Genomic DNA, 23,881 nt, shown 5'->3' with positions numbered 1-23,881 from the left:
TAGATCTTTGTAATTTGCAGTCCGAAGACTGTCAAATTTAAGATGCTCGCGTCCACTGTGTAGTTCTCAAAGTACGGGCGGTACCCTCACCTGCCCACGATTGATGTGAACAAGAAAAGGTCCAGAGGAACAGTCCAACCAGGCAAAACCCAGTTGTTCCGGTCCCTCAGGACCCAACAGCGTGCATATATGTTTCCTTCATAACCGGACCTTTCCAACGAGGCACCGCAAGCGGTACCAGGCGTACTGGATCCAGAGATGATCTCTGCATATCAATGTCAATGTTCCACCCATGAGCGCCATCGAAGAACATTCGTCTTCGTATGGCTTGGCAGTGTTACTCCGCTGTATACAGACGGCACTGCTGTGCTCCTTAGAAAGGAGGTGATCCAGCCGCACCTTCCGGTACGGCTACCTTGTTACGACTTAGTCCTAATCACCGATCCCACCTTCGACAGCTCCTTCCCGTGAGGGTTAGGCCACCGGCTTCGGGTGTTACCGACTTTCATGACTTGACGGGCGGTGTGTACAAGGCCCGGGAACGTATTCACCGCAGCGTTGCTGATCTGCGATTACTAGCGACTCCGACTTCATGAGGTCGAGTTGCAGACCTCAATCCGAACTGAGACCGGCTTTTTGGGATTCGCTCCACCTTGCGGTATTGCAGCCCTTTGTACCGGCCATTGTAGCATGCGTGAAGCCCAAGACATAAGGGGCATGATGATTTGACGTCATCCCCACCTTCCTCCGAGTTGACCCCGGCAGTATCCCATGAGTTCCCACCATTACGTGCTGGCAACATAGGACGAGGGTTGCGCTCGTTGCGGGACTTAACCCAACATCTCACGACACGAGCTGACGACAACCATGCACCACCTGTATAGAGACCTTGCGGGGCGACTGTTTCCAGCCGTTTCCTCTATATGTCAAGCCTTGGTAAGGTTCTTCGCGTTGCATCGAATTAATCCGCATGCTCCGCCGCTTGTGCGGGCCCCCGTCAATTCCTTTGAGTTTTAGCCTTGCGGCCGTACTCCCCAGGCGGGGAACTTAATGCGTTAGCTGCGACACGGAGACCGTGGAATGGTCCCCACATCTAGTTCCCAACGTTTACGGCATGGACTACCAGGGTATCTAATCCTGTTCGCTCCCCATGCTTTCGCTCCTCAGCGTCAGTTACGGCCCAGAGATCTGCCTTCGCCATTGGTGTTCCTCCTGATATCTGCGCATTCCACCGCTACACCAGGAATTCCAATCTCCCCTACCGCACTCTAGTCTGCCCGTACCCACTGCAGGCCCGAGGTTGAGCCTCGGGTTTTCACAGCAGACGCGACAAACCGCCTACGAGCTCTTTACGCCCAATAATTCCGGACAACGCTTGCACCCTACGTATTACCGCGGCTGCTGGCACGTAGTTAGCCGGTGCTTTTTCTGCAGGTACCGTCACTTTCGCTTCTTCCCTACTAAAAGAGGTTTACAACCCGAAGGCCGTCGTCCCTCACGCGGCGTTGCTGCATCAGGCTTTCGCCCATTGTGCAATATTCCCCACTGCTGCCTCCCGTAGGAGTCTGGGCCGTGTCTCAGTCCCAGTGTGGCCGGTCACCCTCTCAGGCCGGCTACCCGTCGTCGCCTTGGTGAGCCATTACCTCACCAACTAGCTGATAGGCCGCGAGCTCATCCCTGACCAAAATTCTTTCCACCCCCAGAGATGCCTCCAAGGGTCGTATCCGGTATTAGACGTCGTTTCCAACGCTTATCCCAGAGTCAAGGGCAGATTGCTCACGTGTTACTCACCCGTTCGCCACTAATCCGAAGAGCAAGCTCTCCATCATCGTTCGACTTGCATGTGTTAAGCACGCCGCCAGCGTTCGTCCTGAGCCAGGATCAAACTCTCCGTAAATGTTTGATTGCCAAGCCACCGAAGCGACCGGCACATCTAGTGTGACTGACCGCCGGAATGGGCGGACCAGACACAAGTTTGAAACTGACAGAACAAATCATTACTGACTTGCTTTGTTGTTATAAATGTTTTCCAAAGGAATCTCTTGGCCCTTCACCGCTAGAAACGGATCCAAACCACGAGGTTTTTGGCATTTGACATTGTGCACGCTGTTGAGTTCTCAAGGATCGGACACCTCGGCTTCAGGCCCTTGCAGGCTGTCGCTCCGAGGCAATTCCTTATTCTTCTTTCGTGTCGTTTCGCTCGGTCCCCCGCTAAGGGAATCTGGTGAAACGCCATCAATCTCGATCAGCGAATTTACGCGTTGATCGGGATTGGAAGTGGTCCCGCTTGAGGCCGGTAAGCGCTTCGGCTTTCCGAACCTGTGGGGTGACTTAGATGACTTTACGGTGAACCGTGGGGGGCCGCAACTCCCGGTCACATCCCGGGCGTGTCGGATGGATTGCACCTCTGTTTCGGGAAGGTTTCGCACCCCTGAAGGCCTCCCGAAGCCCTGCGGCTGCCTACCGTCGCACCGAGACCGTGACCGTGAACTTGGCGTTCCGGCCGACCTGATGCGTCGGCCCGACCAGGCGGGTGAGCGCCGGCCGGTAGCCGAGGTGTGTGTTCCACACCGTCCAGAGCTCACCGCCGGGCCGGAGCACCCGCGCGGCATCAGCGAAGAGCTTGAGCGCGATGCCGGCATGCACGGAGGATCCGATGTGGAACGGCGGATTCAACAGGATCAACTCACTGGACGCATCCGCCTGGGATCCGAGCGCATCATCACGCACGACCGTGACCCGATCGGCGACCCCGTTGGCGATCATGGTGGCCCCGGCGGATGCGACGGCGGCGGCCGACTGGTCGCTCGCGATCATCGTGAGTCCGGTTCGGCGTAGCGCGAGCGCGGCCGCGAGCACGCCCGTGCCGCAGCCGAGGTCGATCGCGCGGACGGCATCCGGTTTCATACGGTCAAGGAACTCGAGCAGGTACCGGGTTCCGATGTCGATCGTGGTGCCGGCGAACGCGGCGCCGTGCGCGCACACGGTCAGACCCAGGTCGTCATGCCTGCTGACGTGCGGCCAGGCCTGGCTCGCCTGTTCCGTCGCCCGGAGGGGACCGGAGGCACGCAAGACCCGGGACTTCTGCCGGGCCGGGGAGACCTGGAGCCGCTCGAAGTGCCGTGCGAGGACCTCGTTCATGGCCGGGGTCATGTGCTTGAGCCGCCCGCCGGCGACAACGACGACCGTGGGATCGGCGTACCGGGCGATCGCCTCGGCGATCTCGTCGAGCGCGGCGAGGCTGCGGGGCAGCTGGAGGAGGACAAGGGTTGCGCCCGACAGGAGCTCGTGGCCCAGTGGGAACGAGCGGTAGCGGTCGGTGAGGCCGAACTCGTCGGCATTCCGGGCCAGGGCCGCCTCGCCCGAGAGCGCGTCCTGGTGCACGCGGATGCCGGTGGCCCCGAAGAGCGCAGCGGCGCCGAGGGTGAGGGCGCCATACCGGTCCTCGACGACAACGAGCCGTTCGGCGGGAAGGCTCTCTGCCGCCTCGTCGAGGATCAGCCGGTCGCTCGCGTCGACGGCAAAAAGGTTGGAGGCCTCGACGTCGGGGAAACGCCGGAGCGCGGCGAAGTCGAACGCAGTGGGGTCGAACGCAGTGGGGTCGGGCGCCACGGGATCAGCGGCCGTCAAGCGGGCGCCAGATGACCACCTGGTTCGCGCGGCGGGTTCGGGTGCCCGCGCGCATCGAGATGACCTCACCGGCCGAGCCGGCCGCGAAGACGCGGCGACCCGACCGGTTCAGCAGTTCATCGGCGAGGGCCGCTTCGAGTTCGCGCAAACGCGATTCGAGGCGGCGCACGTGGTCCTCGAGCGCGATGATCCTCCGGATGCCCTCGAGGCTCACGCCTTCGGCACCCAGCTCCGCGATTTCGCGCAGTTTCACCACATCACGCATCGAATACCGGCGAGACCGGCCCGGGGTGCGGTCCGGACTCACCAGTCCCAGGCGATCGTACTGTCGCAGCGTCTGCGGGTGCATGCCCGCAAGCTCTGCGGCCGTCGAAATGACGAACACCCGGGAGTTCTCGTCCACCGTCAGTCTCTCGCTCTCGCCAGCAGTTCGTCGCGCGGGTTCTCGTCGGGAAGGGCCGCCGCGAAAGCAGCGAGCTTCTCCTCGGCGTCCTTCGACAGGTGCGACGGCACCGCGACCTGGACCTCGGCGAGCAAGTCGCCGGTGCCCTTCGGAGTCACAACGCCGCGTCCCTTGACCCGCAGGACCCGCCCGCTCGGCGTGCCGGGGGCGATGCGCAGTTTGACCGGCGCTCCACCCAGGGTCGGCACTTCGATCGTCGCGCCAAGAGCTGCCTCGACGAACGTCACGGGCACGTGCAGCCTCAGGTTCAGGCCGTCACGCTCGAAGACGGGGTGCTTGCGCACCGTCACGGTGAGGACGATGTCACCGGCCTCGCCGCCGTCCGGGCTGTGCTGGCCCTGGCCGCGGAGCTTGATCTTCTGCCCGTCGGCGACGCCGGCGGGAATCCTGACCTTGATGGCCCGGCCATCCTGCGTCTGCAGGGTGATCTGGTCGCCGTGGGTCGCGGTGATGAAGTCGACGGTCGTGGATGCGATCACGTCCCGCCCGCGGGTCGGTCCGCCGTAACCGCGGAACCCTCCCGTGGACGTTCCGAAACCGCCGCCGCCGGCGCCGCCCCGGCCGAACATGCCGCCGAGCAGGTCGTCAAACCCGCCCTGCTGCTGGTAGGAGTAGCCCTGTTGCCGGGCACCCCCACCGAACATGCCGCCGAAGACGTCGTCGAAGCCGCCACCCTGCTGGGCGCCTCCGCCACCGGGGGCGGTGAAGCGTGCTCCACCGCCCATGGCCCGCACAGCGTCGTATTCCTTCCGCTGTGCGGGGTCGCCGATCACCGAGTGCGCCTCGCTGATTTCCTTGAACTTCGCTTCGGCCGCAGGATTGCCCGGATTGGAGTCCGGGTGATACTTGCGGGCGAGCTTGCGATAGGCCTTCTTGAGGTCGGCCGGCGTCACGTCTTTCGAGACGCCGAGGACCTTGTAAAAGTCTTTGTCGAACCAGTCCTGGCTAGCCATCGCTCGGTACCTGGACTACGACCTTGGCAACACGCAGCAGCGTCGAGCCCAGGAAATAGCCGGTCTCGACCACCTCGCCGACCGTGTCGACCGTCACATCGGGCGTAGGCATCTGGAAGATGGCCTCATGCACGGTGGGGTCGAACGGTTCGCCGACCGTGCCGAACGGCTTCACGCCGAGGCGCTCCACGCTCGTGCGCAGTTTGGCTGCGATGGTGCTGAATGCGGTGTCTGCGACGAGGTCGCCGTGCTTCTCGGCACGGTCCAGGTCGTCGAGCACCGGGATCAGGCCCTTGACGACGTCCACGGTCACGCGCTCACGCTCGATCTCGCGGTTCGCCTCGGTGCGCTTGCGATAGTTCGCGTACTCGGCGGTGACCCGCTTGAGGTCGGCGAGATGTTCACTCGTCGGCTCTGCGACCTCGCGCGTGGCGGCGTCCAGGATGTCCTGGACCGTCAGCTCGTCTTCCTCGATGCCCTCAGCGGATGCAGCGGCCTCGGATTCGGCGGACGCCTCGGCTGCCGCAGATTCCTCCGCGGCGACCGGCTCCACCTCTTCGTCGGACGGCCCGTTGACCGGACCCTTGTCCTTGGCCATTACTTCTTGGTTTCTTCCTCGTCGTCGACAACCTCGGCGTCAACCACGTCTTCGTCGGACTTGCCCGCGTCAGCGGTCGGTTCGCCGGACTCGGTGGGGGGCGTCGCGGCATCCGCCTGGCTCGACTTGTAGATGGCCTCGCCGATCTTGCCCTGGCTCTCGTTGAGCTTGTCGAACGCGGTCTTGACCGCGGCCTCGTCGTCTCCGGCGAGCGCAGACTTGAGCGCGTCGACGTCGGCCTGGACCTCGGTCTTGACCTCGGCCGGGAGCTTCTCGTCGTTTTCCTTGAGGAGCTTCTCGATCGAGTACGCGAGCTGCTCGGCGGTGTTGCGGGTCTCGGCGGTTTCGCGACGACGCTTGTCTTCTGCGGCGTGCTCTTCGCCCTCGCGCACCATGCGCTCGATGTCTTCCTTCGCGAGCGAGGAACCGCCCGTGATGGTCATGGACTGCTCCTTGCCGGTGCCCTTGTCCTTGGCGGACACGTGCACGATGCCGTTGGCGTCGAGGTCGAAGGTGACCTCGACCTGCGGGATGCCGCGCGGGGCCGGTGCGATACCGGTCAGCTCGAAGGTGCCGAGGTTCTTGTTGTCGCGGGTGAACTCGCGCTCGCCCTGGAAGACCTGGATCGCGACGGACGGCTGGTTGTCGTCTGCCGTGGTGAAGGTCTCGCTGCGCTTGGTCGGGATGGCCGTGTTGCGCTCGATGAGGCGCGTCATGATGCCGCCCTTGGTCTCGATGCCGAGGCTCAGCGGGGTGACGTCGATCAGGAGGACGTCCTTGCGCTCGCCCTTCAGCACACCGGCCTGGAGTGCGGCGCCGACGGCGACGACCTCGTCCGGGTTGACGCCCTTGTTCGGGTCCTTGCCGCCGGTCTCGCTCTTGACGAGCTCGTAGACGGCGGGCATACGCGTCGAACCACCGACGAGCACGACGTGGGCGATGTCGCCCACCTTGACGCCGGCTTCACGGATGACGTCCTGGAACGGCTTCTTGGTGCGGTCGAGGAGGTCTTCGGTCATCTTCTCGAACTGGGCGCGGGTCAGCGTCTCGTCGAGGTTGGCCGGGCCGTTCTCGGTCAGGGAGAGGTACGGCAGCTGGATGCTCGTGGACATGCTGCTGGAGAGTTCCTTCTTGGCCTGCTCCGCGGCTTCCTTGAGGCGCTGCTTGGCGATCTTGTCCTTGGAGACGTCGACGCCGGTGGTTTCCTTGAACTTCTTGATCAGGTAGTCGACGATGCGCTGGTCCCAGTCGTCGCCGCCGAGGCGGTTGTCACCGGCGGTCGAACGCACCTGGATGGTCGAGAAGTCGTCGTCCTTGCCCACCTCGAGGAGCGAGACGTCGAAGGTTCCGCCGCCGAGGTCGAAGACCAGGATGAGCTCGTCTTCCTTGCCCTTGTCCAGGCCGTAAGCGAGTGCTGCTGCGGTCGGCTCGTTGATGATGCGGAGCACGTTGAGGCCCGAGATCTCTCCGGCCTCCTTCGTGGCCTGGCGCTCGGCGTCGTTGAAGTACGCGGGGACGGTGATGACGGCATCCGTCACCTTGTCGCCGAGGTACTGCTCGGCGTCGCGCTTCAGCTTGGCGAGGATGCGGGCGGAGATCTCCTGCGGGGTGTACTTCTTGTCGTCGATGCCGACGGTCCAGTCGGTGCCCATGTGGCGCTTGACGGAAGAAATGGTGCGGTCGACGTTGGTGACAGCCTGGCGCTTGGCGGTCTCACCGACGAGAACCTCGCCGTCCTTGGTGAATGCGACGACGGACGGGGTGGTGCGGAAGCCTTCGGCGTTCGCGATGACGGTGGGTTCTCCACCCTCGAGGACGGCCACCACCGAGTTGGTGGTTCCGAGGTCGATGCCTACTGCACGGGCCATGTGTGCGTTCTCCTTCAAAGTGTGAGCTCAACGGGACAATCGGTATGATCGACCAGAGTTGAGCGGTATTGACTCAAGTGTGGCACCGCCCGAAATCGGAGTCAAGCCAGCCAGCTGAAAGTTGAGTGTGAGTGACTCAACTTTGGATTCCCGATCAATTTCCCCACTGTTCCCCGGCGACCACTACTCTGAGCGCATGACTGGGACAGCGGAACAGCGCGGCACGGCAGATCACCCCACCCCGGCCGGGCGCGGCGTGATCGCCTGGAGCCTCTGGGACGGCGGTTCGGCCGCATTCAACGCCGTCGTCACGACCTTCGTCTTCACGGTGTACCTCACCGGGTCGTCGTTCGGCGACAAGGATGTCATCTCGGCCCAGCTCGGCTGGGCGCTCGCGATCGCAGGCCTGCTCGTGGCCCTGCTCGCGCCGATCACGGGGCAGCGCTCCGATGCCTCCGGTCGCCGGAAACTCTGGCTCGGCGTGAACACCTTCATCGTCGTCGGCCTCACCGCCGCGATGTTCTTCGTGCAGGCCTCGCCCGACTTCCTGCTGCTCGGACTGATCCTCCTCGCCGCCGGGACCGTGTTCTACGAATTCGCGACCGTCAACTACAACGCGATGCTCGGCCAGGTCTCCACGCCGAAGACGATCGGCAGGGTCAGCGGATTCGGCTGGTCGATGGGCTACTTCGGCGGCATCGTGCTGCTGCTCATCCTTTACTTCGGCTTCATCCACCCCGACGTCGGTCTTTTCGGCGTCACCGACGCAAACGGGCTGTCGGTGCGGGTGTCAATGCTCATCGCGGCAGCCTGGTTCGGCCTGTTCGCCCTGCCGCTGCTCTTCCGGGTGCCCGAGTACGCGGCTCCCACCGCCGCCCGGCGCGAGCGGGTCGGCTTCTTCCGCTCCTATGTACTGCTCGGGCGCGACGTGGCCGCACTCTGGCGCGGCGACCGCCAGCTGGCGCTCTTCCTGATCGCGAGCGCGGTCTTCCGCGACGGCCTCACCGGGGTGTTCCAGTTCGGCGGCATCCTCGCGGCCGGCACCTTCGGTTTCTCGAGCGGCGACGTGATCATCTTCGCGATCGTCGCCAACGTCATCGCCGGCATCTCCACCGTGCTCGTCGGCCGCCTCGACGACCGCCTCGGGGCCAAGAACGTGATGGTGGTCGCCCTGTCCGGTACCATCGTCGCCGGCCTCGCCGTCTTCTTCTTCGCCACCGGCGGCGCGACCATGTTCTGGATCTTCGGCCTGCTGATGTGCGTGTTCGTCGGCCCGGCCCAGTCCGCGAGCCGCAGCTTCCTCGCCCGTGGCATCCCGGCCGGGCGCGAGGGCGAGATCTTCGGCCTCTACGCGACGACCGGCAAGGCGGCGACCTTCCTCGCACCAACGCTCTTCGCCCTGTTCGTCAGCGTCTCGGGCAGCCAGGTCTGGGGCATCCTCGGCATCGCGCTCGTGCTCCTGGTCGGGCTGCTGATGCTGATCCCGGTGAAGGCGAAGCAGCACCCGCTCGGGTAGCTGGGCGATCTCTGTTCATCGACTGGACATCCGCTGTGATCTCGCCCACGGGCGGCATCTTTGTCAGGCTGGAGAGATGACAACTCAGCAGATCCAGAAGGCCGAACTTCTCAACGCGCTCCATGTCCCGGGCACACCGCTCATCGTGACGAACGTCTGGGACGCCATCACCGCGAAGATCGTGTCGGAGGCGCCCGGCGTGCGGGCCCTGGCAACGGCCTCGCACTCCGTGTCCAATGTGCGTGGCCTCGAAGACGGCGGCGGGCTCACTGTCGACGAGGCGATCGCGGCGGCACGCATCATCATCGGCGCGGTCGACCTGCCGGTGTCGGTCGACTTCGAGAAGGGGTACGCAGCGGATGCCGCCGGCGTCGCCCGCAACGTCCGTCGCCTCGTCGAGGAGGCCGGCGCCTCAGGCATCAACCTCGAGGACTCGATCGGCGCCGCGAAGGCACCGCAGTACGACATCGCGACCGCGGCAGCCCGGGTGGCCGCCGCGCGCACCGGGGCCGACGCCGCGGGCGTGCCGCTCGTGATCAACGCCCGGGTGGACACCCTGGCCGGCGGCGGCGAATGGGACGAGGCCGTGGCCCGCGCCAACGCGTATCTCGACGCGGGCGCCGACGTGATCTTCTTCCTCGGCCTCGGCGACGAGGACAAGGTCAAGCGGGCCCTCGACGAGGTCAACGGCCGCATCTCCGTGATCGGGCACCCGGGCGCCGTTCCCCTGGCCCGTCTCGCCGAACTCGGCGTCTCCCGGGTGAGCTTCGGGCCGGGCACGCTCGGCCTCACCCTCGCCGCACTGCAGCGCTCGGCGACCCAGCTCACTTCTCTCGGAGAATATCCTGCAGATCTGGGCTTTCCCTTCTCGCTCTAGCGGAATGCCGTGGCCGGCGGCGCGGTGAGTTCGGGAATATGCTCGGGAGAAAGTGAGAGGTTCCCGACATGAAACTCAGCGTCTCCGCCGCGCTGGTCCGCGGCATCCTGATCGGTCTGCTCCTGTTCGGAGCGGTGTCGGCCTTCGCAGGGATGGTTCTCTGCTCCGGGTTCAACGGCGGCGGATTGCCGCTGGCCTACCTCGAGGGCACACCGTTCACGTCCTACTTCGTTCCGGGGCTCGTGCTCGGCGTTGTCGCAGGCGGTACCCAGCTCCTGGCGGCGATCGGCCTGCTGCGCCGCAAGGACTGGGCACTGATCGCGACCGTCGTTGCAGGTTTCGGCATGATGATCTGGATCTTCGTGGAGATCGCCCTGATCAGGCAGTACGCGGACCTGCAGACGATCTACTTCAGCCTCGGCGCACTCGAACTGATCGCCGTCTACGCCCTGCTGGGCCTCGCACCCGGCGTGGTGCGGGGTCTGGAGCCGATCCGGGAGCGAGTGGCCCGGTAGCTGCCGGTCAGCGGATGCGGGTGGCCTCGTTGTGCTCGACGAGCACCCAGGTCGCGCCCTCGTCGTTGGAGACCCAGCCCTCCCAGGAGTAGGCGTCCGCGGTGATGGACACGAAGTTCCAGCGGATCGGCCGGCCGTCGGTGCCGGTACCGTCCTGGCGCAGCCCGTTGCGGTGCGGGGTTGCCACGAGGTGGCAGTACTCGCCGATGGCGGGGGCGAAATAGCTGACCCGCCAGGCGCCCGCGTGCGGGTCGTAGACGCGCACGGCCATGGCCACGGTTTCCCGTCCGTCGGGATGCGTGTCGCTCACGGGGACATCGACGATCTCGACGTCCTGCACCGCACGCCCGTCGAGCACGAACTCGACGATCCAGGTGAACTGACGCTCGTGCCAGTCGCCGGTCGCTTCGTCGAGGCGTGAGCCCTTCGCGGCCCAGCTGCCGACGAGCTGGCCGAAGCGACGCATCCGGCCCGGGTATTCGGGCGTCGGGCCGGGCGCGATGAGCGCCTCGGCAAAACCGGGTACGGATGTCGTCGTCATGCTCCCGATTTTACCGGCCGCATGTTGCGCCCGTGTGAACCCGTCCTCTCGCTCTGGATCAGGACTTTTCCGGCGGGGGCGGAACGGGGGTTGCGGCTACTGCACGTCCGTCGTCGGGGCGATCGAGACATCCGTGCGGTGGAAGTTCTGGAAGGAGCGCGACGCCGTCGGCCCGCGCTGGCCCTGGTAGCGCGAGCTGTACTGGCTCGAGCCGTACGGGCGTTCGGCGGCCGAGCTCAGCTGGAAGAAGCAGAGCTGGCCGATCTTCATGCCGGGCCAGAGCTTGATCGGCAGGGTGGCCACGTTGCTGAGCTCGAGGGTCACGTGGCCGGTGAAGCCCGGGTCGATGAATCCGGCCGTCGAGTGGGTGAGGAGGCCGAGGCGGCCGAGCGAGCTCTTGCCTTCGAGGCGGGCCGCGATCGTGTCGGCGAGGCTGACCTTTTCATAGGTGGAGCCGAGCACGAATTCACCGGGGTGCAGGATGAACGGTTCGTCGTGGGGGATCTCGATCAGCCGGGTGAGTTCGGGCTGGTCCTCGGCCGGATCGATATAGGGGTACTTGTGGTTGTCGAACAACCGGAAGTACCGGTCGATGCGCACGTCGACGCTCGACGGCTGGATCATCTCCGGAGCGTAGGGCTCGAGCCCGATACGTCCCGCGTCGATTTCGGCCTTGATATCACGATCGGAGAGCAGCACGGGTCCAGCCTAACGGCGAGGACTTGATATGCTGGCACGGTTCCGGTGCAGGCACTGCCCGCGGCCGGACGCGCGGATGTAGTTCAATGGTAGAACTTCAGCTTCCCAAGCTGATAGCGCGGGTTCGATTCCCGTCATCCGCTCCGTGTCACTTCCCGACGTCACTTCCCGACGCCTCGTTTCCGGTATTCTCGACGCGGACTGAGGAGTACCTGTGACTGACCCCACCTTGCGAATGCCGGACACTGTTTTCCGGGCGGTGTTGGACCTGGGCGACCTGCCGTTGGAGGCTCCGCCGCTGCCGACCCAGTTCCGGAACCCGGTGCTGAACGCCGACTGGTTCGTCGACGGTGAGGGCGAGGCCGACGAAGAAGAGGTGGCTGTGTTCTCCCTCGGGTTCGAGGGCGGAGAGCTGCACCTGGAAACGACGCCTGACGGTGTCGAGCACCACTTCCATGGCGCCGACGGAGAAGAGACTGATCGCAGCCCGTGGCCGAAGCGGGAGACGAAGGAACTCGTGGCGTGGGCCCTGGCGCTCGTCAAGCACACTCTCCCTCTGCTCGAAGATCTCGCGGAGGACGCCGAAGAGGCCGCCGACTGGCACCACGAAGGACTTCGGGTCTACGCCCGCGACTTCGGGGCGGTGCCCCTGGAGATCGTGGACGTTGCCATTCCCGGCGAGCAGATGATGCTGCCCTGGCTGGGGTCCGGGCGCACAGACCATCTGCACACGGACGACGAGGCACGCAGCCTGATCCTCACCTGGAACCCGGAAGACGCGGACCCCGAGACGCCGATTGTGCGGGCGTGGCTCGATGCCGGCACGGGGGAACCGGTCTCCGAAGCGGTCGCCGGGGTCGACTGGGTTGCGGTCGGGCTCCCCGAGGAGGAAGTGCGCGCGTGGTTCGAAGCGTTCTACCTCAACCACGAGGTCCTCGACGACCCCGCCGAGCTCATCATGCGTGCCGCACTGAACCGGATCGCGGGCCTCGGCTAGGCCTGGCCGAAGCCAGAGCCCAAGCCGAGTGCCGCAGTTCAGGGCCGCAGGCCGGCGGCCTGGCGGGCCAGTCCTTCGATACGCGTCCAGTCGCCGACTTCAATGGCATCCAGCGGAGTGATCCACGTGCCGCCGATGCACCCAACGTTGGGAAGCGCGAGGTAGACGGGCGCGCTCGCGAGCGTGATCCCGCCCGTCGGACAGAACCGCGCTTCCGGCAGGGGCGCCGCGAGTGAGCGCAGCACCGCGTGGCCGCCGGACGCCTGGGCAGGGAAGAACTTCATCTCCGGGTGTCCGCGTTCGATCAGCCGCAGGACCTCCGACGCGGTCGCGGCTCCCGGCAGGTAGGGCAGACCGGATGCGTCCATCGCGTCGAGCAGGGCATCGGTCGACCCGGGAGAAATCAGGAACCGGGCCCCGGCCTCGGCGGCCCGACGCACGAGTTCCGGGTTGTTGACCGTTCCGGCGCCGATGACGGCGTCGGGCACCTGGTCGGCGATGGCACTGATCGCACGCAGTGCAGCCGGGGTGCGCAGCGTCACCTCGATAACCGGCAGGCCACCCGCCACGAGTGCCCGGGCCAGTGCCACCGCGCGGTCGGCATCCTCGATGACGACGACGGGGATCACGGGTGCGAGCTCGAGCAGCTGGGCTGCGTTCAGGGTGGACATCAGAGGACTCCTTCAAGTGTGTTGGTGATGACGCTGGCGCCACGGTCGGCCGGGCCGACCTGCCGGCGGAAGACCGAGAAGAGCTCCCGACCGGTGCCGGACCAGCTGACGTCGTCGAGCGCAGCACCGGTGATTTCGCGGGCCGCGAAGACGTCGTCGTCGAGGAGGACGTCGAGGGTGCCCGCCGTCGCGTCGAGGCGTACGAGGTCGCCATCGCGGATGCGGCCGATCGGACCGCCCGCTGCGGCTTCGGGGGTGAGGTGGATGGCGGCCGGGATCTTTCCCGACGCGCCGGACATCCGCCCATCGGTGACCAGAGCGACCTGATAGCCGCGATCCTGGAGGATGCCGAGCGCCGGGGTGAGCTTGTGCAGCTCGGGCATTCCATTTGCGGACGGGCCCTGATACCGAATCACGGCCACGAGATCCCGGTCGAGCTCACCGGCTTCGAACGCTGCGAGGAAGACGTGCTGGTCGTCGAACACCACCGCGGGCGCCTGGATGACGTGGTGTTCGGTCGCCACCGCGGCGACCTTGATGACCGCACTGCCGAGATTGCCGTCCAGGATCCGGAGTCCGCCGTTCGGCGCGAAAGGCGCTGAGGCGGGCCGCAGCACGTCCGTGTCGAGGCTCTCGGTCGGTCCCGGGCGGTAGCTCAGGGCGTTTCCGTCGAGCACCGGCTCCCGGCGATAGGCGTCGAGTCCCGCGCCGGCAACGGTGCGGACGTCGGGGTGCAGCAAGCCCGCGTCGAGGAGCTGGCCGATCAGGAACGCCGTGCCCCCGGCGGCGTGGAAGTGGTTGATGTCGGCAGGGCCGTTGGGGTAGATGCGGACAAGCAGGGGAACGACCTCGGACAGGTCCGCGAAGTCCTGCCAGGTGAGCTGGATCCCCGCGGCGGCCGCGATTGCCGGGAGGTGCAGCGCGTGGTTGGTCGACCCTCCGGTGGCAAGCAGGGCAACGACGCCGTTGATGATCGACCGCTCGTCCACCACGCGTCCGATCGGGGTGTACCGGTCTTTCAGCTCGGTCAGCGCGACCACCTGGCGGGCCGCGGCGGCGGTGAGGGCCTCGCGCAACGGGGAGTCCGGGCTGACGAAGCTCGCGCCGGGAAGGTGGAGTCCCATGACCTCCATCAGCATCTGGTTGGAGTTCGCCGTCCCGTAGAAGGTACAGGTGCCTGCGGAATGGTACGACGCCGTCTCGGCCTCGAGAAGTTGCTCGCGGTCGGCCAGGCCTTCGGCGTAGAGCTGGCGGATGCGGCTCTTTTCCTTGTTCGGAATCCCGGAACTCATCGGTCCGGTCGGCACCAGGATGGCCGGGAGGTGACCGAAGGCCAGCGCGCCGATGACCAGGCCTGGCACGATCTTGTCGCAGACGCCGAGCAGCAGCGCTCCGTCGAACAGGTCGTGGGCCAGCGCGACGCCGGTCGCCATGGCGATCAGATCGCGGCTGAACAGCGACAGCTGCATGCCGTCTCTGCCCTGGGTGATGCCGTCGCACATCGCGGGCACGCCGCCCGCGACCTGCGCGATGCCGCCGGCCTTCCGGACGGCGTCTTTGAGGATCGCCGGGTAGGCCGCGAACGGCTGGTGCGCGGAGAGCACGTCGTTGTACGAGGACACGATCCCGATGTTCGGCTTCACGAAGGCGCGCAGCGCCGCCTTGTCCTGCTGGCCGGTGGCAGCGAACCCGTGGGCGAGGTTCGCGCAGCCCAGGCGACCGCGGGTCGGTCCCTGCTCCGCGGCGGCATCGATCCGGGCGAGGTACCTGGCCCGGCTCTGTGCGCTGCGTTCGATGATGCGGCGCGTGACCGCTTCGACGACCGGGTGCATGGCCACGGTGGTGTTCGGCGTCCGGGCGGTCGACTGTCCTGATGTGGCCGCACCGGGTGCGGACGAGCCTGCGGCCGGCCGCAGGCCGAGCATCGTGACGATCCTGGCGGCCTCCTCGGCGGGCGGTCTCGCCGCGTCGATCAGGATGCCGCGCTCGTCGGAATCCAACGGCTCCAGGGTGTCCAGCTGCGAATCGAGAAGACTGGCCGGCATGTAGTGGTCGAGTCGGGCAGACATCCGTGCGCCGAGCAGGTCCTTTGAGCCGACGAGGTGCACGAAGATCACGTTCTGCTCGCGCAGCACGTCCCGATACTTCTTCTTCAGCGCCGAGCAGGTGACGATGCCGGGGAGGTCGGCCGTGGTGTGCTCGACGATCCAGGACGACACGGTGTCGAGCCAGGGCCAGCGGTCCTCGTCGGTGAGCGGAGTGCCCGACGCCATCTTGGCCACGTTCGCCGCGGGGTGCAGATCGTCGCCCTCGACGAAGTCCCACCCGAGCTGGCTGGCGAGGAGAGCGGCTACGGTCGACTTGCCCGAGCCGGAAACCCCCATCATGACCAGGACGGGTTGCGGGCCGGGCACGCCGACAGGGGTGTGCGGGTCGCTGCTGACGCGGGCTGGTGGGGTTGCGTTCGTCAGTCCGGGTGGTGTGGATGAGTACATCGTCGTCCTCTCGCGAGGACGCTTCGGCGCGACCTCATTGTCAGGCCCAGGTCACCGCGCTCCGCTGGCGCGGGCACAGCGAGGTTGACGCTGAATTTCATTAATCAGATTAATCTGATTAATCAGATATTGCGAGTGTGGCACTCCGGGAGAGAGCCGTCAAGTCGAGGCGTGCGTGGCCCGCACGCGGCGCGGACCCGGTGAGCGCGGCGCTTCACCTCGACCCGGCGCGCTTCCCTGCTATCGTGCGTGGATGATGACCGAGGGGTTCACGATTCGCCGCACGACGGCGGCAGACTGGCGCGAGATCCGGGAACTTCGACTGGAGATGCTCCACGACACGCCCCTCGCCTTCGGGGAGACCTTCGACGCCGCGCTCGCCCACGACGAGGCCGAATGGACCATGCGCGGAGCGCGCGGCACCCATGAGCATTCGATCGTCGTCGTGGCGATCGCGCCCTCTGGGCGCTGGGTCGGGACGATGGGCGGCTACGTTCCCGACGAGGCGACGGGTGCGCTGCTCGTCGGTGTCTACGTCGCGCCGGACTACCGCGGCGGGGCGGCCGGCGTTACGGATGCTCTCCTGTCGCGCATCGAGGACTGGGCGCTCACGGAATCGGGTCGGCTCACGTTGCACGTGCACGAGCACAACGACCGCGCCCGCGCCGCCTACGAGCACCGCGGCTTCGCGGCAACCGGCGTGACCGCGCCCTACGACCTCGACCCGACGACCCGGGAACTCGAGATGGTCAAGCAACTCACAACGTCCTAGGAGGGGTCGCATCATGAGGATCGTCGTAGCCGGGGCGACCGGCACCGTCGGCAGGCACGTCGTTGCGGTCGCCCAACGCCGTGGTCACGAGGTCGTCCCGCTGTCACGGTCAACCGGGCAGGACGTCAGCACCGGCGTCGGACTCGACGCGGCGCTCACGGCAGCGGATGCCGTGATCGACGTCACGAGCGTGGCGAGCACCTCAGCCGCAGCATCCGTCGAGTTCTTCGGCGCGGCGACCAGGCACCTGCTCGCCGCGGAAGTGCGCCAGTCGGTGGGACACCACGTGGCGCTGTCCATCGTCGGAATCGACTACCTACCGCTCGGGTATTACGCCGGGAAGGTCGAACAGGAGCGCCTCGTCACCGCCGGGCCGGTGCCGTTCAGCATCCTGCGAACCACCCAGTTCCACGAGTTCGCGCGGCAGGTGCTCGGTCGCGCGTCGTTCGGCCCGATCGCCCTGGTCCCCGCCGGACTGCTGCGTCCGATCGCGGCCGTCGACGTGGCCGACGCCCTCGTTGCGATCGCCGACGGCACCGAGCGGGGACGTCACCGCGACCTGCGCGGGCCGCGGGATGAGATCCTCCTCGGCATGGTGCGCAAGGTCATCCGGGCCGACGGGCGACGGATGCCGGCACTCGGGGTGTCCCTTCCCGGCGCGTACTGGCGCGGAATGCGTTCCGGGGTGCTGCGCGGCACCGGGGACGAGGGCGAGGCTCCCACGACATTCGACGAGTGGCTGACCGGCGAACGGTCGTCCTAGTCCTGGGCCGCACTCTCTGGAACCGGAGCGACCCGGTCTTCACTGGAACGGCAGCCGGCCCGGCTTCGACCACTGTCCGCCCGGCTAGCGCCGAGCCAGGGCAGCGATGAACCCGCCGACGAACGAATCGCCCAGTCCGATGGTCGTCGGCGCGGCGACGGTGAGCGCGAACGCGGGCAGGCACCGGACGGTGTGCCCCATCCGGTCCTCGAGATCGGAGGCGAACCGAGTACCGGGCACGCTGGGCATCCGGTTGTCGACTTCCCGGTAGTCCCGCTCGGTGAAATCGTCCCCATAGCAGTATCGCGTGCTCGCCATCGTGATGCCGCCCTGGAGGCTCGCGCCATAGGAGGCGGCGAACTCGCCCAGGGCGAGAGACCAATACTTCGTGTGCACGACCAGGGTCGCGGCGGGGATCAGCCGCTGCAATTCCCGGAGCGCCTCGGCCACCTCGTCGACGGCCAGGAGGTCGACGGGGCGTCCCAGGTATGCCTGCATTTCGTCCTCGTTCATGCTGTACACGTCGATCACCCCGATGAGCGCGTCGCGCACGTACCGGCTCATCGCCGGGACATGGAATCCGGCGTCCTCGTAATAGACGACTGCTGTTACCGGCAACTGCTGCATGTGCCGCAGGATGTCCACCAACCGTTCTTGGAGCAGGTCCGTGTCCTGGATGACGTTGAACCCCGAGATCAGGAACACCTCGGCATCTCGGAGCACCTCTCCGAGAGCGTTGCTCAACAGCAGCTGTTCGTTCGGTGGATCATTGGCGTAGATGACCCGATTCGGGTGCGGCGCACGCAGGTCGATGTCGCCGGCCTGGACGCGCGCGCCCGCGTTGAACTGCACGATGAGATGCGGATCGGTCGTGTCGTGGTCTGCGCTGCAGAGGTAGGCGCATCCCGCGGGGAGCAGCCTGCGAACGTGATCGTCGATGCTGATCAAGTGAACAGTGCTCTCGATGCCGAGCGCCTGCATCGCCATCGCGGCGCGCACGCACGTGCCGCCCAGGGTGATCCTTCTATCGAACCGGGCGGCGAACGTCTCCACGATGTCGGAGGAGGCGACGAATCGCTCTCCTCCGGCACCGCCCTCGAGGAAGGCGAGCAACGTGACGACGAGGTCCCGCTCGCTCATGACCGGGATCGAGGCATCCAGCTCCGACGCGCGAATGGAGTACTCGCGGATGAGGTGCTCGATCACCCGGGAGTCCCAGGCGATCTCGTAGTCGACGGTTCCGCCGAGCCCCAACACCAGTTTTTCGCGCATGGAGATATGTGCCATTCGATTAGTAGAGTGCTGCTTTTCCGGCCGCATTGAACAGGTCGATCTTCTGCGCCGCGGTGATCTTCATGGCGGCGACGCACGGCGGCTGGATCGTGTTCGGCTCCCGCACACCCGGGTCGGCAAGAACCTCCCGCATCTTGGAGTGGTACGACGATTTGATGTCGCTCGAGATATTGATCTTATTGATTCCCAGCCGCACGGCCTCCCCGATTTCCTGGTCCGGGTTGTTGGATCCGCCATGAAGGACCAGGGGGATGCCGACCTTGCCGGTGATCTCGCGGAGCAGGTCCAGCCTGAGCTCTGGCTTCATGCCTGCGGGATAGATGCCGTGGCTCGTGCCGATGGCAATGGCCAGGCTGTCCACGCCGGTGGATGCGATGAACTTCACCGCGTCGTCGGGATCGGTGAAGATGATGGTCGCCGTGCCGTCTTCGGCCTCGCTGTCCGTCTTGCCGATCGTGCCGAGCTCACCCTCGACCGAGATGCCCACGGCATGCGCGGCATCGACGACCCGCTTCGTGATCGCCACGTTATCGGCGAACGGGAGCAGCGATCCGTCGATCATGACGGATGTGAAGCCGCTCTGGATGGCCACGAGCACCTGCTCGTAGGTCGCCCCGTGGTCCAGGTGGATGGTGACGGGTACGGTCGAGCGGTGAGCGCGCGCAATGATCGCGGGAAGCATGTCGACGCCGATGTGGCTCAGTTCGTCCGGGTGGATCGCAATGATCAGCGGGGAATTCTTCTCCTCGCTGATCTCGAAGAGGCCGTTCATCATCGCGTAGTCGCTGACGTTGAACGCCGGGACAGCGAAGTCGTTCGCATTCGCGACGGCCAGAAGGTCGATTCCATTCATTAACATGCGGTGGTTCTCCTTGGTTGGGGTGAGACGAGAGGGAAAAGGCAGACGCGGCTAGTTCTTGACCGCTCCTGCAGTCATGCCGCCGATGAAGAAGCGTTGGAAGAAGAGGAAGAGGAGCAGGACCGGGATGCACCCGAGGATGCTCATCGCCATCATCTGGTTCCACTCGTAGGAGTTCTGGCCCATGAGCAACTGGATGCCGATGGGCACGGTACGCATGTCCTGGGTGCGAGTCAGGGTCAGCGCGAAGAGGAACTCGTTCCACGAGATCATGAAGGTGTAGATACCCACCGAGACGATGCCCGGGATGGATATCGGCACGAGGATGCGCCAGAGCGCTCCCATCGCACTCGCCCCATCGACCCGGGCTGCCTCGTCCAGTTCCTTGGGCAGGGTGTTGAAGTAGCCGGTCATCATGATGATCGCGTAGGGCAGCGTGAACACCATGTAGGTGAGGATCAAGCCCAGGTAGGTGTTGTACAGGCCCAGAGTCACCATCAATCCGAAGTACGGAATGAGGAGCGTGATGGGCGGGACGCCCTGCACGCTCACGATGATCATGTTCAGGGGTTTCTTGAAGCGGAACTCGAACCGGCTGAAGGCATACGCCGCCAGGATGGCGATGAGGAGCGTGAGCACCGTCACGGACAGGGACACCACGTAACTGTTGATGAAGAACCGCACCTTGGTGGGGTCGGTCAGGATCGACGTGTACGCATCCCAGGAGAAGTTGTCCGTGATCAGTTTCGGCGGCGAGGCGAAGATCTCGGTATTCGACTTGAACGAGCTCGACGCCATCCACACCACCGGGAATCCGGCGAACACGGCGCCGATCAGCAGGCCGATGAACAGCCCGGCCTTCTTCACCAGGCGAACGCGTCTTTGGGTCGCAGCCATATCACTCCCGCGCTTTCTGGTATCGGGCATAGACGTATGCGAGGACTGTCGACACGACCAGGAGCAGGACGGCACTCGCGGAGGCCTGGGAGAACTCGTAGTTGCTGAAGGCCAGCTTGTACGTGAATGTGCTCAGCATCTCCGTTGCGTTGATGGGCCCACCGCCGGTGGTCATCCAGATCAGCGCGAACTGCTGCGACGTCCAGATGACGTCGAGCAGGGACATGCTGATGATGATGGGCTTGAGCTGGGGCAGGGTCATGTGCCAGAACTGCTGGAGCGCTGAAGCCCCGTCCACCTTGGCTGCTTCATAGAGGTCCGTCGGAATTCCCTGCAGGCCGGCCAGGAGGCTGACCATGTAGAACGGGTACCCGGCCCAGATGTTGATGAACGTGACGGCCAGAAGCGCCGTTCCCGGTGTCGACAGCCACTCGATGCCGGTGGGAGTGATCCCGAGGCCGACCAGAACATAGTTGATAACGCCGTTCGGGTTGAGCAGGAGCCGCCAGAGGATGGCGATGATGGCGACCGTGAACAGCCAGGGCAGCACGTAGATCACCCGGAAGAGCCCGGTGGTGAGATTGCTGAGTAGTTTCGTATTGAGCATCATCGCGAACAACAGGCCGAGCACGAGGTGTGCGATCACGCTGACGATGGTGAAGATCGCCGTATTGAGTACGGCAGTCGGCAAGACGCCGTTGGTGAGGACCTTGACGTAGTTGTCCAGCCCGACGAACTCCGGATGCTTGTTGGTGATGACGTTGTCCATGACGGAGTAGCCCATGACCATGGCGATCGGGACGAACATGAGGATGAAGAGCAGGGCCGCCGTCGGGGAGATGAATCCGTACGGCGTGAGCCTGCCGGTCAGCGACTTTGCCGCGGTAGTCCGCTCAGCACCTGTGGTGCGTGTTGTTCTCAAGACGTGATCCCTCCTTGAGTTTGGGTGGCCGCGTCAGGCACGAGTCCTGACGCGGCCACGCGAGGCTGAGTTGTCTCCGACTGGCTAGAACTTCGCGGTCCAGGCCCCCTGGGCTTTGGTCAGCATGTCGTCGACAGACTGGGTCCCGGTCAGCGCGCCCTGGAACTGCTCGTCAAAGTCACGCATCAGCTGTTCCGCGACCGGGAGACCGACGAACTCGTTGACGGGTGTGCCGCTCTTGTAGATGTCGAATGCCGTCTTGAAGAGCGGGTCGGTTCCGGTGAAGTCCGGAGTGGAGCTGGTGTTCCCGGGGAAGGCGTGGGCGAGAGTGGACAAGGTGGAGTTGGTCTTCTCACTCATCAGGAACTGCACGAGCTTCCAGGCCTCCGCCTTGTGCTTTCCGGTGTCGGAGACACCGATGCCCCACGACGCGTATGGGATGCCGCGCTTGCCGGTGAAACCGTCCGCCGCGGGAATGGCGGAAATGCTGAACTTGAGGTTCGGGTTCTTCTCCCGGATGCTCGTGACGTGCGACAGGGAGTCGATCATCATGCCGACCCGGCCGTTGGTGAATTCCTCCACCTTGTCCTGTTCCGTCATGGTGAGGGAACCGGGGGCGATGACGCCCTTGTCCCAGAGGTCCTTCACGTAATTGGTCGCGCTCTTCACCGCGGCGTTCGTGAGGTCCGGGGCTCCGTTCTTGAGCATGCTGCCACCGGATGCCCACGCCCAGGACATGACGTCATTCTGGATTCCGTTCGGCGCCTGGAGGGAAAGCGGGAGGACCCAACCCTTGGCGTCCCCGGTCTTGGTGACAGCTTCGGCCGCCGCGGTGAACTCGGTGCGGTTGGTGGGCGGTGCCGTGACGCCGGCCTTGGCCAACAGATCGTCGTTGGTGAACATGGGATAGACGAAGTTGAGCACCGGGATCATGAAGGTCGAGTCCTTGATCTTGACCTGGCTGGCCAGCTGGCTCTCGTCGTACCCGGCGTCCTTCATCAGCTGGGAGAGGTCGGCGAGCGCGCCCTGCTTGGCGAAGTCGCTCACCCAGGCCCCGTCAAGTCCCACAACGTCGGACATAACTCCCGAGGCCGCGCCGGCAACCGTCTGGTCCTTGGTTGCCGCGTACGGCGCGCTGAGCAGCTTGACCGTAATGTTCGGGTTCTCCGTCTGAAATTCGTCCATCAGGGTGCGCAGTGCACCAGCGGGCAGTTCCGGCTCCCACCACTGGGAAAACTCCAGCGTGACCTTCTCGTTCGGATCCGCAGTCGCGGTGACCGAACTACTGGTGCTGCACCCGGTGATGAGGGTGACGGCCATTCCTGCGACGACAAGAGGGACGACAGCCCTCCGGACCATAGCGCCTTTGCTATTCATGGTTCTCCATTCCAAGTTTTGCTGTGTTCTGCTGTTGTATGCGCTTTTCTGCGCCTTGTTGCATGATAGTAGCGGAGTGAATTGCCGATCGTCAAGCATACAAATGCACCAATTTGTACGCGCCAACACCCTGATTTCGCCGGATTCACCGGTCGAGCCGACCAAGTCGGAGTCACTCATGCATGCAGGGTCATGCGTGAAACTCCGGAATTGGCCCGATGAAATCAACAAAGCACGGAACGAAAATGCAAGAAAATGCTAATATCAGGCATGTCCCCTTCCCCGGCCCCGCGTTCGAACCGGCCCGATCAGGCCGCCCGCCTGCCCGCGGGACGCAAGGCCGATCTCGCCCTGTACGTGTCAGAAGCAGGTCAGGTCACGGTCGGGGCTCTCGCGGAGCACTTCGGAGTCTCGGCCGACACCATCCGAAGGGACCTCGACCAGCTCGATGCCGACGGGGTACTGGTCAGGACCCACGGCGGAGCGGTCAGCCAATCGGTCATGGAAACGACGGAGAAGAAACTTGACCTCCGGTTGCGGTTGCAGACATCCGCGAAGGACAAGATCGGCGCCCTGGCGGCCGGACTCGTGCAGGACGGCTCCGTCATCATGATCAACGCCGGCACGACGACGCTGGCAGCGGTGCGCCACCTGGACAAGCACCGCAACCTGACGGTGGCCACCAACAACCTCCGTATTCCGATCGAGATGCCACCGGATGTCTGTCGTGACCTCTATGTCTTCGGCGGCGCCGTGCGCCTCAGCGGCCAGTCGACCATCGGACCCGTCGGGTTTCAGTTCGCGGGCAGCGGGAATGACCTCGATGTGCGCTGCGACCTGGCCCTGATTTCGGTGGGGGCCGTCTCCGCCGATGGCGGATACTCGACGAGCAACCTCGCCGAGGCGGTCATGATGAGCGAGATGGTCGCCCGGGCTTCGCGCGTCGCGATCCTCGCGGACTCAACGAAATTCGGGCGTCAGCTTTTCGCCCAGGTCGCCGAGCTGGGCCGGGCTGACTACTTCATCACCGACCAGGCCCCGCCGCCCGACCTGGCCAAGGCCTTCCGGAAGAGCAATGTGGAAGTGCTGACTCCGCCGCCCGGCTCACCGGACAAACCCGACCTGCGACAGGCCCCCTGAGGCTCGTCTCTCGTTCGGCGGACAGACCCGTCAGG

General features: G+C 65.1%; 21 protein-coding genes, 1 tRNA gene, 1 rRNA gene and 1 pseudogene. 8 read left to right on the top strand and 16 right to left on the bottom strand.

Annotated features, from left to right (window positions below):
* Positions 1–377 precede the first annotated feature (377 nt).
* The 6 genes from RHM57_RS18235 to dnaK form a co-directional block, all read right to left on the bottom strand.
* Positions 378–1,897: ribosomal RNA gene (locus RHM57_RS18235) — 16S ribosomal RNA — on the bottom strand.
* A gap of 563 nt (positions 1,898–2,460) precedes the next feature.
* Complete coding sequence (locus RHM57_RS18230; RefSeq protein ID WP_416173094.1) at positions 2,461–3,630, bottom strand: methyltransferase; 1,170 nt, start codon at positions 3,628–3,630, stop codon at positions 2,461–2,463.
* A complete protein-coding gene (locus tag RHM57_RS18225; protein WP_134448372.1) occupies positions 3,617–4,033 on the bottom strand; it encodes a heat shock protein transcriptional repressor HspR in 417 nt (138 codons plus the stop codon). Before RHM57_RS18225 ends, RHM57_RS18230 begins: the two co-directional genes overlap by 14 nt.
* 2 nt (positions 4,034–4,035) lie before the next feature.
* Positions 4,036–5,046: a DnaJ C-terminal domain-containing protein gene (locus tag RHM57_RS18220; protein ID WP_134448374.1), complete on the bottom strand. Its 1,011-nt coding sequence runs from the start codon at positions 5,044–5,046 to the stop codon at positions 4,036–4,038.
* Complete coding sequence (locus RHM57_RS18215; protein WP_134448375.1) at positions 5,039–5,644, bottom strand: nucleotide exchange factor GrpE; 606 nt, start codon at positions 5,642–5,644, stop codon at positions 5,039–5,041. The genes RHM57_RS18220 and RHM57_RS18215 overlap by 8 nt, the downstream gene beginning before the upstream one ends.
* A complete protein-coding gene (dnaK, locus tag RHM57_RS18210) occupies positions 5,644–7,512 on the bottom strand; it encodes a molecular chaperone DnaK (protein WP_134448377.1) in 1,869 nt (622 codons plus the stop codon). Before dnaK ends, RHM57_RS18215 begins: the two co-directional genes overlap by 1 nt.
* Positions 7,513–7,708: 196 nt before the next feature.
* Between dnaK and RHM57_RS18205 the strand changes: the two genes are divergently transcribed.
* From RHM57_RS18205 to RHM57_RS18195, 3 genes are all read left to right on the top strand, one after another.
* A complete protein-coding gene (locus RHM57_RS18205; RefSeq protein ID WP_134561011.1) occupies positions 7,709–9,028 on the top strand; it encodes an MFS transporter in 1,320 nt (439 codons plus the stop codon).
* 76 nt (positions 9,029–9,104) lie between these two features.
* Entirely contained in the window at positions 9,105–9,905 is an 801-nt protein-coding gene (locus RHM57_RS18200; protein WP_134448381.1) for an isocitrate lyase/PEP mutase family protein, read from the top strand.
* 68 nt (positions 9,906–9,973) lie between these two features.
* Positions 9,974–10,420 carry a hypothetical protein gene (locus tag RHM57_RS18195; protein ID WP_134558156.1) on the top strand — a complete coding sequence of 149 codons (447 nt, stop codon included), beginning with the start codon at positions 9,974–9,976 and terminating at the stop codon, positions 10,418–10,420.
* A gap of 7 nt (positions 10,421–10,427) precedes the next feature.
* Here the strand turns inward: RHM57_RS18195 and RHM57_RS18190 are convergent, their stop codons facing one another.
* Positions 10,428–10,961, bottom strand: a complete 534-nt coding sequence (locus RHM57_RS18190) for a hypothetical protein (RefSeq protein ID WP_134558155.1) — start codon at positions 10,959–10,961, stop codon at positions 10,428–10,430.
* A 96-nt stretch (positions 10,962–11,057) separates the two neighbouring features.
* Complete coding sequence (gene dcd / locus RHM57_RS18185; protein WP_134448386.1) at positions 11,058–11,660, bottom strand: dCTP deaminase; 603 nt, start codon at positions 11,658–11,660, stop codon at positions 11,058–11,060.
* 72 nt (positions 11,661–11,732) lie between these two features.
* Here dcd and RHM57_RS18180 point away from each other — a divergent pair.
* Together RHM57_RS18180 and RHM57_RS18175 are read left to right on the top strand one after the other, a co-directional pair.
* Positions 11,733–11,803 (top strand) — tRNA-Gly (locus RHM57_RS18180).
* Positions 11,804–11,874: 71 nt separating this feature from the next.
* Positions 11,875–12,657 carry a hypothetical protein gene (locus RHM57_RS18175; RefSeq protein ID WP_134448414.1) on the top strand — a complete coding sequence of 261 codons (783 nt, stop codon included), beginning with the start codon at positions 11,875–11,877 and terminating at the stop codon, positions 12,655–12,657.
* A 38-nt stretch (positions 12,658–12,695) separates the two neighbouring features.
* Here RHM57_RS18175 and eda read toward each other — a convergent pair whose 3' ends face one another.
* The 3 genes and pseudogenes from eda to RHM57_RS19640 form a co-directional block, all read right to left on the bottom strand.
* Positions 12,696–13,328, bottom strand: a complete 633-nt coding sequence (eda, locus tag RHM57_RS18170; protein WP_322189070.1) for a bifunctional 4-hydroxy-2-oxoglutarate aldolase/2-dehydro-3-deoxy-phosphogluconate aldolase — start codon at positions 13,326–13,328, stop codon at positions 12,696–12,698.
* Positions 13,328–15,160: a phosphogluconate dehydratase gene (gene edd, locus RHM57_RS18165; protein ID WP_369125144.1), complete on the bottom strand. Its 1,833-nt coding sequence runs from the start codon at positions 15,158–15,160 to the stop codon at positions 13,328–13,330. Before edd ends, eda begins: the two co-directional genes overlap by 1 nt.
* Before the next feature lie 117 nt (positions 15,161–15,277).
* Positions 15,278–15,712, bottom strand: a pseudogene (locus RHM57_RS19640) (gluconokinase); the annotation flags it as partial.
* 364 nt (positions 15,713–16,076) lie between these two features.
* On the opposite strand from RHM57_RS19640, the gene RHM57_RS18160 reads away from it, so the two are divergent.
* Both RHM57_RS18160 and RHM57_RS18155 read left to right on the top strand, forming a co-directional pair.
* Entirely contained in the window at positions 16,077–16,595 is a 519-nt protein-coding gene (locus RHM57_RS18160; RefSeq protein WP_134560995.1) for a GNAT family N-acetyltransferase, read from the top strand.
* A 13-nt stretch (positions 16,596–16,608) separates the two neighbouring features.
* The gene (locus RHM57_RS18155; protein ID WP_322189066.1) at positions 16,609–17,358 is read left to right on the top strand and encodes an SDR family oxidoreductase; all 750 of its coding nucleotides are present in this window, start codon (positions 16,609–16,611) and stop codon (positions 17,356–17,358) included.
* Positions 17,359–17,442: 84 nt separating this feature from the next.
* Here RHM57_RS18155 and RHM57_RS18150 read toward each other — a convergent pair whose 3' ends face one another.
* The 5 genes from RHM57_RS18150 to RHM57_RS18130 form a co-directional block, all read right to left on the bottom strand.
* Positions 17,443–18,645, bottom strand: a complete 1,203-nt coding sequence (locus RHM57_RS18150) for an ADP-dependent glucokinase/phosphofructokinase (protein WP_322189064.1) — start codon at positions 18,643–18,645, stop codon at positions 17,443–17,445.
* A gap of 4 nt (positions 18,646–18,649) precedes the next feature.
* Positions 18,650–19,510: a ketose-bisphosphate aldolase gene (locus tag RHM57_RS18145; RefSeq protein ID WP_134448436.1), complete on the bottom strand. Its 861-nt coding sequence runs from the start codon at positions 19,508–19,510 to the stop codon at positions 18,650–18,652.
* 51 nt (positions 19,511–19,561) lie between these two features.
* Positions 19,562–20,407, bottom strand: a complete 846-nt coding sequence (locus RHM57_RS18140) for a carbohydrate ABC transporter permease (RefSeq protein ID WP_134448438.1) — start codon at positions 20,405–20,407, stop codon at positions 19,562–19,564.
* A 1-nt stretch (position 20,408) separates the two neighbouring features.
* Entirely contained in the window at positions 20,409–21,329 is a 921-nt protein-coding gene (locus RHM57_RS18135) for a carbohydrate ABC transporter permease (protein WP_241975197.1), read from the bottom strand.
* 84 nt (positions 21,330–21,413) lie between these two features.
* Positions 21,414–22,706: an ABC transporter substrate-binding protein gene (locus RHM57_RS18130; RefSeq protein WP_198413433.1), complete on the bottom strand. Its 1,293-nt coding sequence runs from the start codon at positions 22,704–22,706 to the stop codon at positions 21,414–21,416.
* 270 nt (positions 22,707–22,976) lie between these two features.
* Here RHM57_RS18130 and RHM57_RS18125 point away from each other — a divergent pair, with 270 nt between their 5' ends.
* Entirely contained in the window at positions 22,977–23,846 is an 870-nt protein-coding gene (locus tag RHM57_RS18125; RefSeq protein WP_134558149.1) for a DeoR/GlpR family DNA-binding transcription regulator, read from the top strand.
* Positions 23,847–23,881 lie beyond the last annotated feature (35 nt).

This window comes from Cryobacterium sp. 10S3 (assembly GCF_034344045.1).
GTDB lineage: Bacteria > Actinomycetota > Actinomycetes > Actinomycetales > Microbacteriaceae > Cryobacterium > Cryobacterium glucosi.
The sequence above is the reverse complement of the archived record's forward strand: the minus strand, read 5'-3'. Positions and strand labels throughout refer to the sequence as shown.

Excerpts from the sequence above, each read along its gene's own strand:
- RHM57_RS18220 (WP_134448374.1), bottom strand. The coding sequence starts at position 5,046 with ATGGCTAGCCAGGACTGGTTCGACAAAGACTTTTACAAGGTCCTCGGC.
- RHM57_RS18215 (WP_134448375.1), bottom strand. The coding sequence starts at position 5,644 with ATGGCCAAGGACAAGGGTCCGGTCAACGGGCCGTCCGACGAAGAGGTG.
- dnaK (WP_134448377.1), bottom strand. The coding sequence starts at position 7,512 with ATGGCCCGTGCAGTAGGCATCGACCTCGGAACCACCAACTCGGTGGTG.
- RHM57_RS18205 (WP_134561011.1), top strand. The coding sequence starts at position 7,709 with ATGACTGGGACAGCGGAACAGCGCGGCACGGCAGATCACCCCACCCCG.
- RHM57_RS18200 (WP_134448381.1), top strand. The coding sequence starts at position 9,105 with ATGACAACTCAGCAGATCCAGAAGGCCGAACTTCTCAACGCGCTCCAT.
- RHM57_RS18195 (WP_134558156.1), top strand. The coding sequence starts at position 9,974 with ATGAAACTCAGCGTCTCCGCCGCGCTGGTCCGCGGCATCCTGATCGGT.
- RHM57_RS18190 (WP_134558155.1), bottom strand. The coding sequence starts at position 10,961 with ATGACGACGACATCCGTACCCGGTTTTGCCGAGGCGCTCATCGCGCCC.
- eda (WP_322189070.1), bottom strand. The coding sequence starts at position 13,328 with ATGTCCACCCTGAACGCAGCCCAGCTGCTCGAGCTCGCACCCGTGATC.
- edd (WP_369125144.1), bottom strand. The coding sequence starts at position 15,160 with ATGCACCCGGTCGTCGAAGCGGTCACGCGCCGCATCATCGAACGCAGC.
- RHM57_RS18160 (WP_134560995.1), top strand. The coding sequence starts at position 16,077 with ATGATGACCGAGGGGTTCACGATTCGCCGCACGACGGCGGCAGACTGG.
- RHM57_RS18155 (WP_322189066.1), top strand. The coding sequence starts at position 16,609 with ATGAGGATCGTCGTAGCCGGGGCGACCGGCACCGTCGGCAGGCACGTC.
- RHM57_RS18150 (WP_322189064.1), bottom strand. The coding sequence starts at position 18,645 with ATGGCACATATCTCCATGCGCGAAAAACTGGTGTTGGGGCTCGGCGGA.
- RHM57_RS18145 (WP_134448436.1), bottom strand. The coding sequence starts at position 19,510 with ATGTTAATGAATGGAATCGACCTTCTGGCCGTCGCGAATGCGAACGAC.
- RHM57_RS18140 (WP_134448438.1), bottom strand. The coding sequence starts at position 20,407 with ATGGCTGCGACCCAAAGACGCGTTCGCCTGGTGAAGAAGGCCGGGCTG.
- RHM57_RS18130 (WP_198413433.1), bottom strand. The coding sequence starts at position 22,706 with ATGAATAGCAAAGGCGCTATGGTCCGGAGGGCTGTCGTCCCTCTTGTC.
- RHM57_RS18125 (WP_134558149.1), top strand. The coding sequence starts at position 22,977 with ATGTCCCCTTCCCCGGCCCCGCGTTCGAACCGGCCCGATCAGGCCGCC.